At 40.9% G+C, this 16,724-nt stretch carries 15 protein-coding genes and 1 pseudogene; 3 read left to right on the top strand and 13 right to left on the bottom strand.

The window, feature by feature from the left end; genetic code table 11:
- The first annotated feature begins 132 nt into the window (after window positions 1–132).
- From M3210_RS13155 to M3210_RS13145, 3 genes are all read left to right on the top strand, one after another.
- Complete coding sequence (locus M3210_RS13155) at window positions 133–1,350, top strand: dicarboxylate/amino acid:cation symporter (RefSeq protein WP_251515192.1); 1,218 nt, start codon at window positions 133–135, stop codon at window positions 1,348–1,350.
- 197 nt (window positions 1,351–1,547) lie between these two features.
- Window positions 1,548–2,576 carry a PTS sugar transporter subunit IIC gene (locus M3210_RS13150; RefSeq protein WP_251515190.1) on the top strand — a complete coding sequence of 343 codons (1,029 nt, stop codon included), beginning with the start codon at window positions 1,548–1,550 and terminating at the stop codon, window positions 2,574–2,576.
- 264 nt (window positions 2,577–2,840) lie between these two features.
- Window positions 2,841–3,629: an IclR family transcriptional regulator gene (locus M3210_RS13145; protein ID WP_251515188.1), complete on the top strand. Its 789-nt coding sequence runs from the start codon at window positions 2,841–2,843 to the stop codon at window positions 3,627–3,629.
- A 114-nt stretch (window positions 3,630–3,743) separates the two neighbouring features.
- On the opposite strand, the gene M3210_RS13140 is transcribed toward M3210_RS13145, so the two are convergent.
- From M3210_RS13140 to M3210_RS13080, 13 genes and pseudogenes are all read right to left on the bottom strand, one after another.
- Complete coding sequence (locus tag M3210_RS13140) at window positions 3,744–3,935, bottom strand: 4-oxalocrotonate tautomerase (RefSeq protein ID WP_251515184.1); 192 nt, start codon at window positions 3,933–3,935, stop codon at window positions 3,744–3,746.
- Between the two features lie 33 nt (window positions 3,936–3,968).
- On the bottom strand, window positions 3,969–4,754 hold the full coding sequence (locus M3210_RS13135; protein WP_251515181.1) for a 2-keto-4-pentenoate hydratase: 786 nt from the start codon (window positions 4,752–4,754) through the stop codon (window positions 3,969–3,971).
- Between the two features lie 20 nt (window positions 4,755–4,774).
- Window positions 4,775–5,788 carry a 4-hydroxy-2-oxovalerate aldolase gene (dmpG, locus tag M3210_RS13130; RefSeq protein WP_251515177.1) on the bottom strand — a complete coding sequence of 338 codons (1,014 nt, stop codon included), beginning with the start codon at window positions 5,786–5,788 and terminating at the stop codon, window positions 4,775–4,777.
- A gap of 19 nt (window positions 5,789–5,807) precedes the next feature.
- Window positions 5,808–6,692: an acetaldehyde dehydrogenase (acetylating) gene (locus M3210_RS13125; protein WP_251515159.1), complete on the bottom strand. Its 885-nt coding sequence runs from the start codon at window positions 6,690–6,692 to the stop codon at window positions 5,808–5,810.
- Between the two features lie 14 nt (window positions 6,693–6,706).
- Window positions 6,707–7,501: a 2-keto-4-pentenoate hydratase gene (locus M3210_RS13120; protein WP_251515155.1), complete on the bottom strand. Its 795-nt coding sequence runs from the start codon at window positions 7,499–7,501 to the stop codon at window positions 6,707–6,709.
- An 11-nt stretch (window positions 7,502–7,512) separates the two neighbouring features.
- Entirely contained in the window at window positions 7,513–8,976 is a 1,464-nt protein-coding gene (locus tag M3210_RS13115) for an aldehyde dehydrogenase (RefSeq protein ID WP_251515152.1), read from the bottom strand.
- A gap of 254 nt (window positions 8,977–9,230) precedes the next feature.
- Entirely contained in the window at window positions 9,231–10,364 is a 1,134-nt protein-coding gene (locus M3210_RS13110) for a CaiB/BaiF CoA transferase family protein (protein ID WP_251515148.1), read from the bottom strand.
- Between the two features lie 20 nt (window positions 10,365–10,384).
- Entirely contained in the window at window positions 10,385–11,536 is a 1,152-nt protein-coding gene (locus M3210_RS13105) for a thiolase family protein (RefSeq protein ID WP_251515144.1), read from the bottom strand.
- 58 nt (window positions 11,537–11,594) lie between these two features.
- Entirely contained in the window at window positions 11,595–12,365 is a 771-nt protein-coding gene (locus M3210_RS13100; RefSeq protein WP_251515142.1) for a 3-hydroxyacyl-CoA dehydrogenase, read from the bottom strand.
- 177 nt (window positions 12,366–12,542) lie between these two features.
- Window positions 12,543–12,677 (bottom strand): annotated as a pseudogene (locus M3210_RS13095) (PTS lactose/cellobiose transporter subunit IIA); the annotation flags it as partial.
- Window positions 12,678–12,793: 116 nt separating this feature from the next.
- Window positions 12,794–14,152, bottom strand: a complete 1,359-nt coding sequence (locus tag M3210_RS13090) for an FAD-binding oxidoreductase (protein WP_251515140.1) — start codon at window positions 14,150–14,152, stop codon at window positions 12,794–12,796.
- Between the two features lie 50 nt (window positions 14,153–14,202).
- Entirely contained in the window at window positions 14,203–15,273 is a 1,071-nt protein-coding gene (locus M3210_RS13085; protein ID WP_251515138.1) for a DUF871 domain-containing protein, read from the bottom strand.
- Between the two features lie 69 nt (window positions 15,274–15,342).
- Window positions 15,343–16,722 (bottom strand): PTS transporter subunit EIIC, encoded by a 1,380-nt coding sequence (locus tag M3210_RS13080; RefSeq protein WP_251515135.1) that lies wholly within the window; start codon window positions 16,720–16,722, stop codon window positions 15,343–15,345.
- Window positions 16,723–16,724: the final 2 nt, after the last annotated feature.

The following is a 16,724-nucleotide window of genomic DNA, read 5'->3' as shown; positions in this document are numbered from 1 at the left end:
AATGATCCTAAGACCATTATCTAGGAATATCCCAGAGCGTCCAAGTCATTTGACATATCAACAGGTTGATTAACAAGGGAAATAATAGGCGGAAACTAAGTGCCTAAACATAATATACGAGGAGGTTTTGTGATGAATTTAACCAAAAAGATTTTAATTGCTCTGGTTCTTGGTGTTGTTGTTGGTATTATTTTTACATTCATTCCTGAAAGCGTTTTCTATAATCTTGATATGTATGTGTTAAGTCCAGTCGGAACAATATTCGTCAATCTCATCATGATGCTCGTCGTACCTATTGTTTTTGTATCCATCGTACTAGGAACTGCCGGTCTTGGTGAACCGGCAAAACTGGGTAGAATCGGTATTCAAACGATTACTTTTTTCCTTGTGACCACAGCACTTGCACTTTGTATCAGTCTGGCATTGGCTTTCATGATTAAACCAGGAGCAGAAGGTGTATTCGATGTCAGTGTAGCGGATTTTGAAGCTCAAGAAGCTCCGCCTGTGATGGAAACAATTATAAGTATTATTCCAAAGAACCCAGTAGCTGCCATGTCTGCAGGAGATATGCTGCAAGTCATTGCATTTGCAATTTTTATTGGCCTAGCACTCGCCTTTCTAAAGGATAAAACTACAGGAATGTACCGATTGTTTGAGCAAGCGAATGAAATTTTAATGTTTCTCGTAAATTTAATTATGAAATTCGCACCGTATGGAGCATTTGCACTAATCGCATCAGCCATAGGTGGTGCTGGACTTGATGCCATCGGTTCTATGGCGGCGTATATGGGAACAGTAATATTAGGATTGATTGTCCACGCAGCTCTTATTTATAGCCTAGCAATTTGGATGCTCGGTAAAGCAAACCCATTAACATTTTATAAAGGGTTCTTTCCAGCGATGACAGTCGCCTTTAGTACATCGAGTTCCAATGCAACACTTCCAGTTTCTATGAAAGCGGCACAAGAAAACCTAGGAGTAAGTAAAAGTATCAGTAGTTTCGTACAACCACTCGGAGCAACGATCAATATGGACGGAACAGCGATTATGCAAGCGACCGCCGCTGTTTTTATTGCACAAGTATACGCAATCGATCTTGGTTTCACAGAAATAATTGCGATTATTTTAACAGCGACTTTAGCTAGCATTGGGACGGCCGGTGTTCCAGGAGTCGGACTTATTATGCTTGCTATGGTCTTGACTCAAATAGGTCTACCGGTGGAAGGTATTGCATTAATTATCGGTATCGATCGTCTGCTTGATATGCTACGGACTGCTGTAAATATTACCGGGGATGCAGCCTGTGCATATATCATTTCTGAAAACGAAAAACGTAGGGATGTTAGTTAAAATTAAAGTTTATTTTTAATATGATAAAGGTCTATTGGATTCAGTCCAATAGACCTTTTTCCGCACTAAATTATCAGAATAAATTATTAATTGACTCTAAATCAGAAAACTAGTATTATATTTTTAATTTACTTAATTAGTAAGTTAGCATCCTATCAACTTAGATGAGCTAGCATAGAATGAGGAGGAAGAGTAAATTGAAGGAGTCAACTAAGAAATACATCGTAGATCGGTCGTACAAAGCGTCACAAGGAATTGCAAATGCAGTTCTCGTAGCATTAGGGATTGGATTGCTCATTGAAACGATTGGAACCTTCACGGGATGGGAAGGATTCACCACTGTCGGTAAAGCAACCCAATTAATGTTGGCACCAGCATTTGGAGCCGGAATTGCTCATATGCTTGGTGGAAATACATTAATAATTTTTAGTGCGATGGCAGCAAGTACCATAGGAGCCGATGCACTTCAGATGAATGCCGATGGAAGTTGGGTGCTAACCACAGGTCAACCGATTAGTGCTGTACTGGCTGCAGTTATTGCAGTTTGGGCCGGTAAACGTGTCGCCGGAAAAACAAAATTGGATATGCTTGCAATCCCATTTGCAGCCACATTTGTTGGAGGAGTCAGCGGTGTGTTTATAGCCGCAGTCACTACACCACTCATTGAAGCTTTAAGCGCGTATATTACAAGATCAGTAGAAGGATCTCCATTTGTTGCATCAATTGTAATATCATTAGTTTGGAGTATTTTCCTTATGTCACCTGCATCATCAGCAGCAATTGCCATGGCATTGCAGCTTGACCCAGTTTCAAGTGCAGCGGCATTGATTGGCTGTACCGCACAATTTGCAGGCTGGACAGCAATGTCCTGGAGACAAAATCAGCTAGGTGCCAATATTGCACAGTCATTCTTAACACCAAAAGTTCAAGTTCCGAATATTGTTAAAAACCCGCGCCTTGTCGCAGGACCATTCTTATCATCAATTATTTGTGCACCAATCGCTATATTAATGTTTGATTTTCAGGTTCCTTACCAATTAGCTGGACTTGGACTAAATTCCTTTATTGCACCATTGAATATCCTTGCAAACCAAGGCATATCCGTACTGATGATGTATATTGTCGTAGGTGTGATTATGCCGGGTATCATCTCTGTTGTTGTATACAAAGCGATGCAGTTGCGTGGTGCAGCCTATAACGGAGATTTAAAAATGGAAGTTAGCTAATTAATTTATTTGAATTTTCATAGATTTGTTATTTTGGACAAGCTCTATTCTTTTGTGGGATTGGGCTTGTCTTTTATTATATAGAATTAGTGTAAACGGTTAAACTAATGTAAATACTTGGATTTATCTTTATATTTTAATATATTATATAATATACACATACACCTCCACATGATATAGTTTCTGATTAGAAATACACTTGGACAAACATTGCCTTTATAAAGTAATTCCCAAATGAAGACACTAATGGAGTGAGATATCAACATGTCTAAAACAAATAAGAACCCACAAATTCTATCTTCAGTCAGTAATGCATTACGAATTCTTAAAAGCTTTTCCACCTTTAAACCAACACTTAAAGTCAGCGAGCTCTCAGAGTCTCTTGGTCTCGCAAAAAGTACTATAAGCAGACTTCTATCTACTCTGGCTCATGAAGGTTTTGTAGTCAAAGATAAAAAGACTGGTGCTTATAGATTGGGGATATCCGTCTTAACCCTTGGTGGTATCGTTACAAACGAATTGGAAATCCATAACGAGGCATCTCCCGTAATGCACAAACTAGTAAGTGAAACTGGTGAAACAGCACACTTGGCAGTTCTCGACGGGTTATCGACTATCTATATTCATAAAGAAGAGTGTAATCATCCTGTGCGTATTCTTACCCATCTAGGAAGGAAAAATCCTGCCTACTGTACGAGCTCAGGTAAAGTGTTGTTAGCTTATGATGAAAAAAAACTTGTAGAAGAGATTATTAGACAAGGCTTGAAGAAATATACCGCCAATAGTATTTCAGAACCGGAAAAACTTTTAGAAGAGTTAAGAGTGATTCGTGAGAGAGGCTACGCGATAAGTACAGAAGAGTTAACGGAGGGCACACGTTCCGTAGCTGCACCAATTAAAGATTACACCGGCAAAGTAGTCGCTTCGATCAACGTAGTCGGTCCGATTCAACGAATGAAAGATTATAAAATACCTGAAATTGCAAGAAAAGTTATGCGAGCAGGGGAAGAAGCGTCTGAACGAATGGGATATGACAAGAGTTTTTTGGGCTGATTTGATGTATATTCTATAAATAGCTGATCCCACCGAAACAAAAGACCCCTTCCCCACAAGGAAGGAGTCTTATTTGACATATGTTACATTATCCTATTCTTTTAAACTTAGTCTCTACCTTCCTAATTCTTTAGCACTTACTCCGCCAATTCCCCAATGAGTCTTCGGTACCTCCGTAACGAGCACTCTTACATTTTCTTCAGGTGCATCCAGCGTATCACTAACGGTTTCCGTCACATTTCTTATTAATGCATCTACTTTCTCTGGTGTTCTACCTTCCATCATTTGAATCTGAATAACTGGCAAAGCACGTCACCCCTTTAACATTACGGTAGTAGTTTATTTGACAAAAAATGATACTTCTCCTAACCCGCCATACTTGGCACTTACATAATCTCCTCGGGAAAGCTCTACTGCTGCAGTAAGACCACCCGTTAAAATTGGTTCTCCGGCCTTAACTTTTTCTCCCTTTTTGCTCAACATATTTGCAAGTCTTGCTACAGAATTGGCTGGATGCCCCAATACAGCAGCCCCTGCGCCTAATGCCTTGATTTCGCCATTAACAGAGAGCGTAACTCCGATAACATCTAATTCCAATTCTTCTGGACGCCTCAAAGTGGTTCCAAATACAGCACCTGCTGCAGAGGTATTGTCTGCAATGACGTCTGGCAGTGTAAAGTTAAAGTTCTCATAGCGGCTGTCGATGATTTCAATTGCAGGAAATACATATTCTGTTGCCCGCAACACATCTAAAGCAGTAACCCCAGGTCCTTCTAAGTCCCGTTTTAAAATGATCCCAATTTCCGGTTCTACCTTTGGATGAATATAGTCATCTATTAAAACCGTTTCTCCTTCATCAACTACCATGTCATCAAATACATAACCATAAATGGGATCCGTTACGTTCATTTGTTTCATTTTTGCCTCACTTGTAATCCCCATCTTAGGACCAACAATCTTTTTACCTTCTTCTAACTTCTGGCTTACTAGTTCTTCTTGTACGAGATATGCATCTTCAATTGATAAATCTGGATATAACTCATGAGTAATTTTTATGATTTCCCTTTTTTCTCTTTCTGCGTTATGTGTGTAATTGGCAAGCTCTACTATAAGATTCTTATCCATTTTGTTCCTCCTGATTCCAATTAAACAGTTACTTGGTTTTTCTGTGCTAATTCAGCAGCTACATCAACGATCATATCTTCCTGGCCGCCAACTATTTCCCGCTTTCCAAGCTCAATTAATATATCCCTGGAATCAATATTAAATTTCTTGGCAGCCCGTTCAGCATGTAATCTGAAGCTCGAATAAACCCCAGCATAACCGAGCGTCAAGCTATCTTTTGTAATCTCTTGTGTCGTTTGCATAATTGGAGCTACAACCTCCTCCGCAAGATCCATCATCTTATAGAGGTCAATCCCAGTTTCAACCTCCATTTTTTCGAGGACAGCAACAAGTACTTCTGTCTGTGCATTACCGGCACCCGCTCCCAACGCACGGACACTTCCGTCAATTCTTGTTGCACCATGTTCAATTGCAGCAAGCGTATTACCTATCGCCAACCCTAAGTTGTTATGGGCATGGTAACCAATATTGACCGTCAATGCATCACGTAATGCTTTAATTTTTTCAGACACTTCATACGGCAGCATCGCTCCTGCAGAATCAACTGCATAAACCGTATCTGCACCATAGCTTTCCATGAGCTTTGCCTGCTCCACAAGCTTATCTACTGGAGCCATATGGCTCATCATTAAGAATCCGACCGTTTCCATCCCTAAATTTTTTGCTGTTTCCAAGTGTTGTTTGGCTACATCGGCTTCTGTCACATGGGTAGCAACTCGCACCATTTTTGCACCAATACGATGAGCCTCCTTCAAGTCTTGGATTGTCCCAATACCTGGAAGAAGTAAGACAGCTATTTTGGAAAAATCAGCTTCTTCCACTGCTGCTTCGATCAATTTTAGCTCATCCGTTTTTGATAATCCGTACTGGATGGTGGAACCACCAAGCCCGTCCCCATGGGCCACCTCAATATAAGGGACACGTGCGGCGTTTAAACCTTTTGTAATGTTTCTCACTTGTTCAACGGTATATTGGTGACTCATCGCGTGGCTTCCATCTCTTAATGCCACTTCCGTTATCTTTAATTGTGTCATGATTGTCCCCCTCCTCTCATCAATTTACAGCTACTTTTGGAAGACTCGTTGCAAGTTCTTCAGCTACCTTCACCGCCGCAGACGTCATAATATCTAGATTACCCGCATACTTCGGTAGATAATGCCCTGCACCTTCCACTTCGATAAAAACGGTAACATGATTTCCATCAAAAATAGGTTCGGTACGTAACTTATAACCTGGTACATACTCTTGCACCTTAGCAACCATTTTTCTAACGGATGCAGTAATTTTCTCCTCAGCCATTGATCCTTCCTCCACAATTGCATATACCGTGTCCCTCATCATGATTGGTGGTTCAGCTGGGTTTAAAATGATAATCGCTTTGCCCCTTTTTGCACCGCCGACTTCTTCAATTCCTTTTGCCGTCGTTTCCGTAAACTCATCAATGTTTGCTCGAGTTCCCGGTCCTGCACTTTTACTGGAAATCGTCGCGACAATCTCCCCATATTCCACTGGTGCAACTTCGTTAATTGCATGGATAATCGGGATGGTTGCCTGGCCACCACATGTAATCATGTTGATATTACCTGCATCCAAATGTTCCTCTATATTAACTGGTGGGACGACAGATGGTCCGATCGCTGCTGGAGTGAGATCGAGCATTTTCTTACCTAATTTCTTAGCAATTTCTGCATTATGAAGATGTGCCTTAGCGCTCGTTGCATCAAAAATAATATCGACAAGTTCCGGATTGTCCAATAATCCATCCACCCCATTATCAAATACAGTTAGACCGATTTCCTTCGCGTGTTGCATCCCCCTAGATGTAGCATCGATTCCCATCATGGTCGTAAGTTCCAACGTCTCAGATTTCCTTAGTTTTACCATAAGGTCTGAACCAATATTTCCAGACCCGATAATGCCTACCTTTACTTTACTCATGCGAACTTCCCCCCTTATTCTGTAAAATGAACGGTTACTTCGCCAAGTTCAGCGAATTTTGCACGGAAGTAATCGCCCGGCTCTGCATCCACTGCTGCGGATAGTGCACCAGATAAAATGACTTCCCCTGCTTTGAGTCGGATATCATACGTTGCAAGTTTATTGGCAAGCCAAGCAACACATTTCACCGGGTCACCCAATGCAGCAGCTCCGACTCCAGTATTCTGCAGTTCTTCATTTTTATAAAGCGCCATACCGACATGCTTTATATCCACATCGGTAATTTTTTTCGGATTACCTCCAAGTAGATAAAGTCCAGATGAAGCATTATCCGCAACTGTGTCCGCCAACGTGATCTTCCAATCTTTAACACGACTATCCACAATTTCCAATGCTGGGACGATGACATCGGTTGCTTTCAAAACGTCTAACGGCGTAATGTTCGGTCCAGCTAAATCTTCCTTTAAAATAAATGCAATTTCCCCTTCGACTTTTGGCTGAAGCACTTGTTTAAAAGAAATAGTGCCGCCATTTTCAACTTCCATCGCATCCGTGAGATGTCCATAATCCGGTTCGTCAACACCTAATAAATCTTGCATCGCCTTTGAAGTCAGACCAATTTTCTTTCCTGTAATTTTTTCACCGTTTTGTACATTTTCTTCAATGGTGTGGAGCTGAACAAAATACGCTTCGTCAATTGTGAGCTCAGGATCCAGCGTTGTTAACGGCTGGACCCCTTCTCCTTTTTCCCACGCACTACGTAAATGTTTCACATGACTTTCTATTTTGGAAGATTGTATTGTATTCATTTTAGATCCCCCTATAGTTTCAACGTTACGTTCGTTAATTCTGTATAGAAATCAATGCTGTGTGTACCGCCTTCACGGCCGATTCCACTATGCTTCATCCCACCGAATGGAGTGCGTAGATCACGTAAGAACCAAGTGTTCACCCAAACCATTCCCGCTTCAATCTGAGCAGAGAATCTAGCAGCACGCTTTACATCTGTTGTCCAAACACTGGCGCTCAAACCGTAATGAGTATCATTCACTTGTTCCAGTACTTCTTCTTCCGTATCAAATGGAAGCACTGTAACGACTGGTCCAAAAATCTCTTCACGTACACAGCGGGAATCTGTCCCTAAGCCGGTTATGATTGTCGGCTCGATATAGAACCCTTTATCTTCAAATAATGTTTTACCGCCAAGCAGGAAGTTTCCACCCTCTTCTTTTGCGATATTGATATAACTGACGACTTTGTTATAATGCTCTTCACTTACCATAGCTCCAACTTTCGTTTCAGGATCGAACGGATCCCCAACTTTCAATTTCTTCGCTGCATCTACGAATCTATCTAAAAACTCATCATAAATTTGACGTTGAACGTAGATTCTTGAGCCACAGAGGCAAACTTCACCTTGGTTGATAAAGCTTGATTTCAATGTTGTCTCAATTACATCATCTAAATCGGCATCAGCAAAAATAATGTTCGGGTTTTTTCCGCCTAGTTCGAAAGATAATTTTTTAAGAGTTGGTGCTGCAGCCTTCATGATAGCTGTACCTGTAGTAGTTTCACCAGTGAATGCAATTGCATCTACATCTTCATGGGATGTGATTGCTGCACCAGTCTCACCAAGTCCATGGACTAAGTTGATGACACCATCTGGAACTCCCGCTTCCTTACATATTTCTACAAGTACAGTCGCTGTCATCGGTGTTACCTCTGATGGTTTCATCACAACAGTATTGCCGCCTGCAAGAGCTGGTGCCAATTTCCAAGTCAGAAGCAATAATGGCAGGTTCCAAGGATTAATGAGGCCAACTACTCCAACTGGTTTACGGACGGAATAGTGGATAGCGATATCATCTTGCTGATAAGATTCATTAGTCGTCGTTGTCATGTAATCGGCAAAAAAATGGAAATTGTTCGCCGCCCGGTCAATATCCACTTTTTTAGCTAGCCAAATTGGCTTCCCGGTATCTAGTGATTCTAAATGTGCTAATTCATCTAGTCTTTCTAATATAAGGTCTCCGATTTTGCGGATAATTTGTGATCGTTTCTTCAGGGGCATGCTTCCCCATTCGCCTTTTAACGCTTTTCGGGCAGCCTTGACCGCTAGATCGACCTCTTCTTTTCCTCCAATCTGTACCGTTCCTAACACTGCTTTTGTTGCCGGATTAATATTTTCAAAGGTTTCACCACTTTTTGACTGCACAAACTCTCCGTTGATATAATGGGAGCAATCGATTGTCTTCACCTTTGAGTTGTGTCTCGTAAGTTGCATGATTAATTCCTCCTTTATTTTTTGAAAACGGATTCATATTAATCATCCGTAATTTACACTAATTGATGAAATCTATTATCTGTTCGTTACGTTCATTCTAGATGCTATTGGTGAAATAAAAAAGCTCCCTGTTCCTCTATGTGGAACAAGAAGCGAATTTCTTTAATAATTTTTATTTATTCACGCTACTGTCGTTAATTTAAACATGACAGATTTGAAGGCCGAAGTATGAATGAAGTTTCCGTACCTCTGGTTTACCTGTTGAACACATCACCTAATGTTTGATCAGAATGTTCCCCTAATCTCGGAGCAACGGTACGGATGCTTCCTGGAGTTTTTGATAGTTTTATAGGAATTCCAATATGTTTTAACTTACCTCCTTGAGGATGTTTCGTCTCGATAATCATTTCCCTAGCTTGAACTTGGGGATCTTCGCTCAGTTCCTCCAAGCTTAATACTGGTGAGACACATGCCTCAACTTGACAAAACAACTGCATCCATTCATCCTGTGTTTTAGTGGAGATGATCTGCTGTATTTCATACATCAGCCGATACTGTTCCGTCCGCGGGGCATTCAATAACGGTATAAATTCCTCTTTTTCAATGACTTTACAAAACTCCCTCCAAAACTTTTCCTCCAGGGCTCCGACAGAAATAAATTTCCCATCTTTTGTTTCGTACACTTCATAACAAGCTTTCCCACCACTTAACATCAGCTCTCCACGGTTCTCCATTTGTCCGGAAGCAAAATAGTTAGGAAGCAACGTTTGCAGCCAGGATATCACACCGTCCATCATCGATATATCAACAAATTGCCCCTTCCCAGATTTCTGCTTTTCCAACAGCGCCAGTAGAATACCTACTGTTGCGGGAAACGCTCCGCCACCTAAATCGGCAATTTGGGCAGCAGGCACTGTCGGTTTACCACCTCTTCCTCCCATGAAATGAAGCAAACCTGCATAGCTGATATAATTGATATCGTGCCCCGGCATGGAAGCATACGGACCTGTCTGGCCATAACCTGTCACTGCACAGTAGACAATTCCAGGGTTCACTTTCTTCAAGGTTTCATAATCAAGGCCTAGCCGCTCCATTACTCCAGGACGGAAAGATTCAATGACAACATCTGCTTTTTCCACTAACTTTAAAAACTGTTCTTTCCCATCACTTTCTTTTAAGTTGAGGGCAACACTCTTCTTATTCCGATTTAAAGAATGAAAGAATGCACCATCACTATATACTTTAGGCTCCCAATTTCTACCGTAATCCCCTATGTTAGGCTCCTCAATCTTGATGACTTCCGCACCAAAATCCGCTAGAATCATTGTACAATATGGCCCTGGTAACAACCGGGTAAGATCCAACACCCGGATTGACTGAAGCGGCATACGTTTCCCTCCTTCTGGTTTTAATCCAATCTCTCTATAATCGTGGCATTTGCCATTCCATGTCCTTCACACATCGTCTGTAATCCATACCGGCCACCAGTACGTTCCAGTTCATTCATCATCGTAAGCATGAGACGTCCCCCACTTGCTCCCAAAGGATGTCCTAATGCAATTGCTCCACCATTCGGATTCAATTTTGCTGGATCGGCACCAGTTTCTTTTAACCAGGCAAGCGGAACAGACGCAAATGCTTCATTCACTTCAAAAATATCAATATCATCAATAGAAAGATTCGCCTTTTTTATAACCTTTTCTGTTGCTGGTATAGGCCCCGTTAACATCAGGGTCGGATCAGAGCCGACTACCGTCCGAGCAATAATCCGGAATCGCGGTTTCAAACCAAGCTCCTCCGCCTTATCTCGTGACATGATTAATAGAGCAGACGCACCATCGCTGATTTGCGAAGAATTTCCAGCAGTAATATTGCCATTTTCTTTAAAAGCAGGTTTTAAAGAAGCAAGCTTTTCTAAACTTGTATTCTCTCTTGGCCCCTCATCATGTTTCATCATCTTTTTACTGCCATCGGGCAACGTTACTTCAACAGGCATGATTTCCTTTTCAAATCTACCTTCGTTTCTTGCCATAATTGCTTTTTTATGACTTTCTAATGAAAATTCATCCATCTCTTCCCGGCTTATATTCCATTTATCAGCGACAAGCTCAGCTGATAATCCTTGATTGATTATTTTATATTTTGATGATAGTGCTTCACTTAATTTAGTTCCTTTCATGTTCGACATCATAGGAACCCGCGACATACTCTCAATGCCACCAGCAACTACTACATCCATATCTCCACTTATAATTGCCTGCGCTGCAAAATGAACAGCTTGTTGACTGGAACCACATTGCCTATCAATCGTTGTTCCTGGAACGTGGATCGGGTAACCAGCAATCAGTGCTGCTTGTCTTGCAATATCAAAGGCTTGTTCTGACACTTGGGTAACACATCCAAGTATGACATCTTCAATAAGTTCCGCCGGAATCCCCGTGCGATTGATTATCTCCGCCAACGGTTTTGCAGCTAATTCTTCAGCTCGGATTCCACTTAAAGTCCCTTGGAATTTTCCAGTCGGTGTTCGGACTCCATCAACTATTACCGCTTCACGCATCTTTTTCCCCTCCTAGTAAACTGACATATTCCAGACGTCCAAATAAATAGGTTGTTTTTTACTTAGGTTGCATCCTGATTGCCCCGTCCAGCCGTATAACTTCCCCATTCAGCATTGGGTTTTCGATGATGCTTTTTACAAGTTGTCCATATTCACTCGGTTTACCCAACCGCTTTGGAAACGGTGTCATTTGTCCCAACGACTGTATCGCTTTCTCGGGGAGGGAAGTAAATAAAGGAGTCTCAAATAAACCCGGTGCAATCGTCATCACACGTATGCCTAATGAAGCAAGATCTCGTGCAATCGGTAATGTCATTCCTACAATGCCGCCTTTCGAAGCACTGTATGCGGCCTGCCCCATCTGTCCATCAAATGCAGCCACGGATGCAGTGTTGATAATGACACCCCGTTCACCATCCAATGTGGGTTCATTAATACTCATCTGTTCTGCAGCAAGCCGAATGACATTAAATGTACCGATTAAGTTTACCTCGATGACTTTAGAGAAATCCTCCAAATTGTGGACTCCTTTCCTGCCTAGCGTTTTAGCGGCAAGTCCGATTCCTGCACAATTGACTACTGTGTTTATGTAACCAAAATGACTTACAGCTTGGTTTAATGCATGTTGCACAATTTCTTCATCAGTCACATCGGTTTTAAAGAATAGAGTATTGTCTTTACCTAGATCCTTTACGACTGTTTCAGCCCGTTCCTCTTGTAAATCTAAGATAACTCCCTTTCCGCCATTTTCAATAACTTTCCTTATCGTCGCTTCTCCCAAACCGGAGGCCCCACCGGTGACAACTGCAACCACATCTTTTACATTCATTCTTACTCGCTCCCTTCTTTATCTTCCACATTACTTAATTGATTAATTAGTTTAAATATTTTATATTTTAACATTACCAGCAAATAATCTTAAACGCAAATACTATTCGCACATATAAAACAGCCAACTAAAAAAGGTCATTTAAGGAATCTGTCCTTAAATGACCTCTCAGTTAATCTACTTATTTTCAAGTTTTTCAATACGGATTTCTAATTTTTCTTGATGTCGATATTGTTCAACCATCCGCTTAATAAGCTGCAATTCAGCTTGGGCGGTCATGACATGGTCCTGTGCATGAATCAGATGATAGGAAACTTCCTATCATACTATTATTATAGCAAATCCGGCTGGAACATACAGGAACCTTCCCTTTTCTCGATAATAAAAAGCCAATCAGATAAACACCGATCGGCTCACAAACTTCTTTATTAAAATAATTTACCAGGATTAAAGATACATTTTGGATCAAGCGCATTCTTTATTTTTCTCATCACTTCCAACTCAACCGGGTCACTCATCGTATTAAAGTAAGCTTTCTTCATGATGCCAATCCCGTGTTCAGCTGAAGGAAGCCCACCAAGTTCGGCGACTTTCCTATACAAATCATCCAGTAGAGCTTTTCGTCTAGTCTGCCAAGTCGAGTCGTCCAATTCTTCTTTCATTAAAACAGTATGAACATTTCCATCTCCTGCATGGCCAAAGTTGATTACTTTAATCCCATGTTTTTCCTGTAACTCTTTGGTGTAATTAATCATCTCGGCAAATTTATTGATCGGTACAACTTCATCCAGCATTTCATACTCTGTAAACTGCATTAATGCGACCAATATATTGTCTCGAAGCATCCAAGCTCTATCCTCTTCTTCTCCTTTTAATGGGATGATTTCAAGTGCTTCATCTGATAAAAGTTGTACAACGGTATTTACTTTTCGATTTATCGTGTCCTCTTCATTACTATCGATTGTCATCAGCAGATAAGCTTCGCCTTTTTGGCTCTGTAAAGAAAGGTTTGTAAACTTCTCACTGTAGGAGATTGTATCCCTTTCAAATAGCTCCAAAGCTGTCGGTTCAATACCATTTTTGAGAATGGTTAAAACGCCATTTGTCGCATCCGTCAGTGTAGAGAAAGCAAGTAAGATAGATTGTTTATGTTTCGGGAGCGGCAATACCTTCAATTTGATTTTCGTCGTTATCCCTAATGTGCCCTCTGAACCAATAAAGAGATTTTTCAAATCATAGCCGGAACTGTTCTTGATATTTAAGCTGCCAAGGGTCACATGTTTTCCATCCGGCAGAACCACTTCCATTTCTCTCACATAATCTCTCGTTGTGCCGTATTTTACTGCACGCATTCCACCAGCATTCGTGGCGATATTACCGCCGATGCTTGAGTGTTTCGAACCTGGGTCTGGTGGATAAAAATAACCCTTTTCTTCCACAAAAGCTTGAATATCCTTTAATAATACACCAGGTTCCACCGTCAATGTCATCGTCTCTTCGTCCAAACCGATGATGCGATTCATATGTTTCACATCAATAATCAGTTCTCCCCCATGGATGGGAACTTGGGAGCCGGCTACTCCTGTACCTGCTCCTCGAGCAATGATAGGTCTCGCTTCTTTATCTGCATACGTTACTAAAGATATCACTTCTTCTGTTGTTTTCGGAAGTGCAACAGCGAAAGCTTCAGCAACATTTTTATACGAATAATCCATTTTGTATTCTTCAGGTATGTCATCTTTTAGAAAAAGTCGGTCTCTATCAGTAATGATATCTTGTAATTCCACTGGAAATCCTCCTTCAATAATGCTGTCACTTATTCTATAACAATATGAAGCTAAGAAAGCCACTTCAGTTTGAACTTTTGATTCGCTTTAATCCATTGAAGTATAGGGAAATCCTCAGGTACTACCCTCCCAAGGACATTTACTCTTTCGTCAGCTGGCAGATCGGTTAATGTAATTTGAATTTCCCCTTGATATCTCCTGTACCTCTCATTATCTATCGTCACTGTTCCGGCAGGTCTCTCCACTGTATGTTTCGGTTGAACGATTACATTTCCATACTGCGCATAACTTCTTGATTCAACAGCCCGAATAACATCCCTTGCAGGATCTGCACGATTAGTAAAAGATTCTGATGCAGTTTTCACTAAATTTTCATCTGCCTCTGCAGATGGAGTTCCTCGTAGAATGAATTGCTTATTCTTGTACGCTTGGAATTGCTCCAGACTCTCCTCGCTCATCCCGATATCTCCAACTACAATTTTATCCACTTCAGCCACTAACAAATCTAGATAAGCGGCAAACGGAGAATAGGTGCGATGCTTTTCTAATGTCGGCAGTTTTTCATAAAGCGGACCTCTTAATTGATCATCACCGGGGATAAAAGCCATTACGGTAATTCCTGTCTCTTTCAATTCATTATTTTTTTGGATAAAATCACTTGACCCAAGTCCTGTCTCCGGACGCGGGTAATAATTATGCCACGCTTCTACATTTTTCATATGCAGACCTTTTGCTTTTAAACGTATTAATTCATCTGAAGTAATTGTACTTGCATTTAATGCAATCCGCATCTTATGTGATAGATCAATAATTATCTCTTCATCTATTCCATAATCGATTCTTAACCCAGAGAGTCCCCAATCCAATAATTGATCTGCTGTTTTCCAATCTAAACCAAGTGAATCCAATGAATGAGGTGAAATATCAGCCATGAGCTCCATATCCAGTTCTACTGCAACTTTCCCTAGTGCTTGAAGTTGTTCTCCATACATTGTCTGGTCATCTTCTGGGATATGGAGTGATGTGAAGATACACTGAAATCCATGTTCCCTCATTTTCCTAATATAAGGTACTTGTTCTTTAATTGGTTCATTTCCAAGATAAATTGAAATTCCTAGCACTTTTATTCCTCCAAGCTTTTAAATGGAGAAAAGGAGGTTCTCTAGTAAACCTCCCAATCTTCCTATCTATTAAATACCATCTGCCATACTTTCTTTAAAGCCAAATGTATAGGTGAATATGAAACCAAATGTATAGGATATGACAAGTCCTAAGAAATATGTTAAATATTGACCATTTGTAATTAGCGGGATTAAAGATAAACCTGAAACCCCTACTCCAGAAGATGCCGTACTCATGACTGCTTGGAACGCTCCTCCGACACTAGCACCCATACAAGCTGTAATAAACGGTCTTCCTAATGGTAAAGTGACCCCGTACATTAACGGTTCTCCAATACCTAAAAACCCAACCGGTGTACTACCTTTTATAATATTTCTTAAGCGATTATTTTTCGTTTTTACATAGATTGCTAGTGCCGCACCTACTTGACCAGCACCACCCATAGCTAAAATCGTCAACAGAGCAGTTTCACCGTAAACATTAATCAATTCTAAATGAATTGGTGTTAAGCCATGATGCAAACCAACCGTTACTAACGGAAGGAAGAATCCAGCCAGTACTGCACCTGCAATTATTCCACCAGTATCAATTAGCGCTAATAACCCTTTTGTAATGCCCTCGGTAAGGACTCCGGCAACAGGTACAATAACTAATAAAGATGTAAATCCTACAATAAGTAGTGTGAATAAAGGAGTAAAGATGATATCAACTGCACTTGGAACCACTTTCCTTACATGCTTTTCAACAAAGGTCATCAACCATGCTGCTAGGATGACACCAAACAATCCACCCTTGCCCGCAGTTAATTCTTCTCCAAAAAGTGTAATGTTCGCAAGTAAAGGACTAAATAATATCATTCCGGCAATGGCTCCTAATACAGGAGTGCCCCCAAACTCTTTCGCAGTATTCCAACCGACTAAAATACCTAACGAAGCAAAGATAACGCTTCCAAATAAAAGTAATATTTGCATCCATGTCTGTTCTCGATCCACCCCCGCATTTACTGCGAAGTTGGCTGCTCCATTAATGATCCCCGAGGCAACGAGTCCCGGAATTAAAGGTATAAATATATTCCCCAATTTGCGCAAAAAGTTCTTGAACGGGGTTCTATTTTTAGCTTTCATTCTTTCCCTATCTAATGCAGCTTTTTCTTCAAAGGTTAAATCTTCATCTCCTGGACCTGCATCTTCCCCGATAGCAAGGCCCGTGAGCTTACTCATCTCTCCAGCCACCTTATTAACTGTTCCTGGACCAATAACCACCTGAAGTGTCTCGTCATCTACAACACCTAACACACCATCTACTTGCTTCAGCTCATCAAATTTCACTTTTGCAGGATCTTTTACTGATAACCGGAGTCGTGTCATACAATGAGCAACGCGTTGAATATTTTCCTTACCACCAATCTCGCCCAATATTTCATGGGCCATTTTCTCTTCTTTTCTCATAG

Source organism: Oceanobacillus luteolus, from assembly GCF_023715655.1.
Classification (GTDB): domain Bacteria; phylum Bacillota; class Bacilli; order Bacillales; family Amphibacillaceae; genus Oceanobacillus; species Oceanobacillus luteolus.
This window is presented reverse-complemented; position numbering and strand designations above follow the sequence as displayed.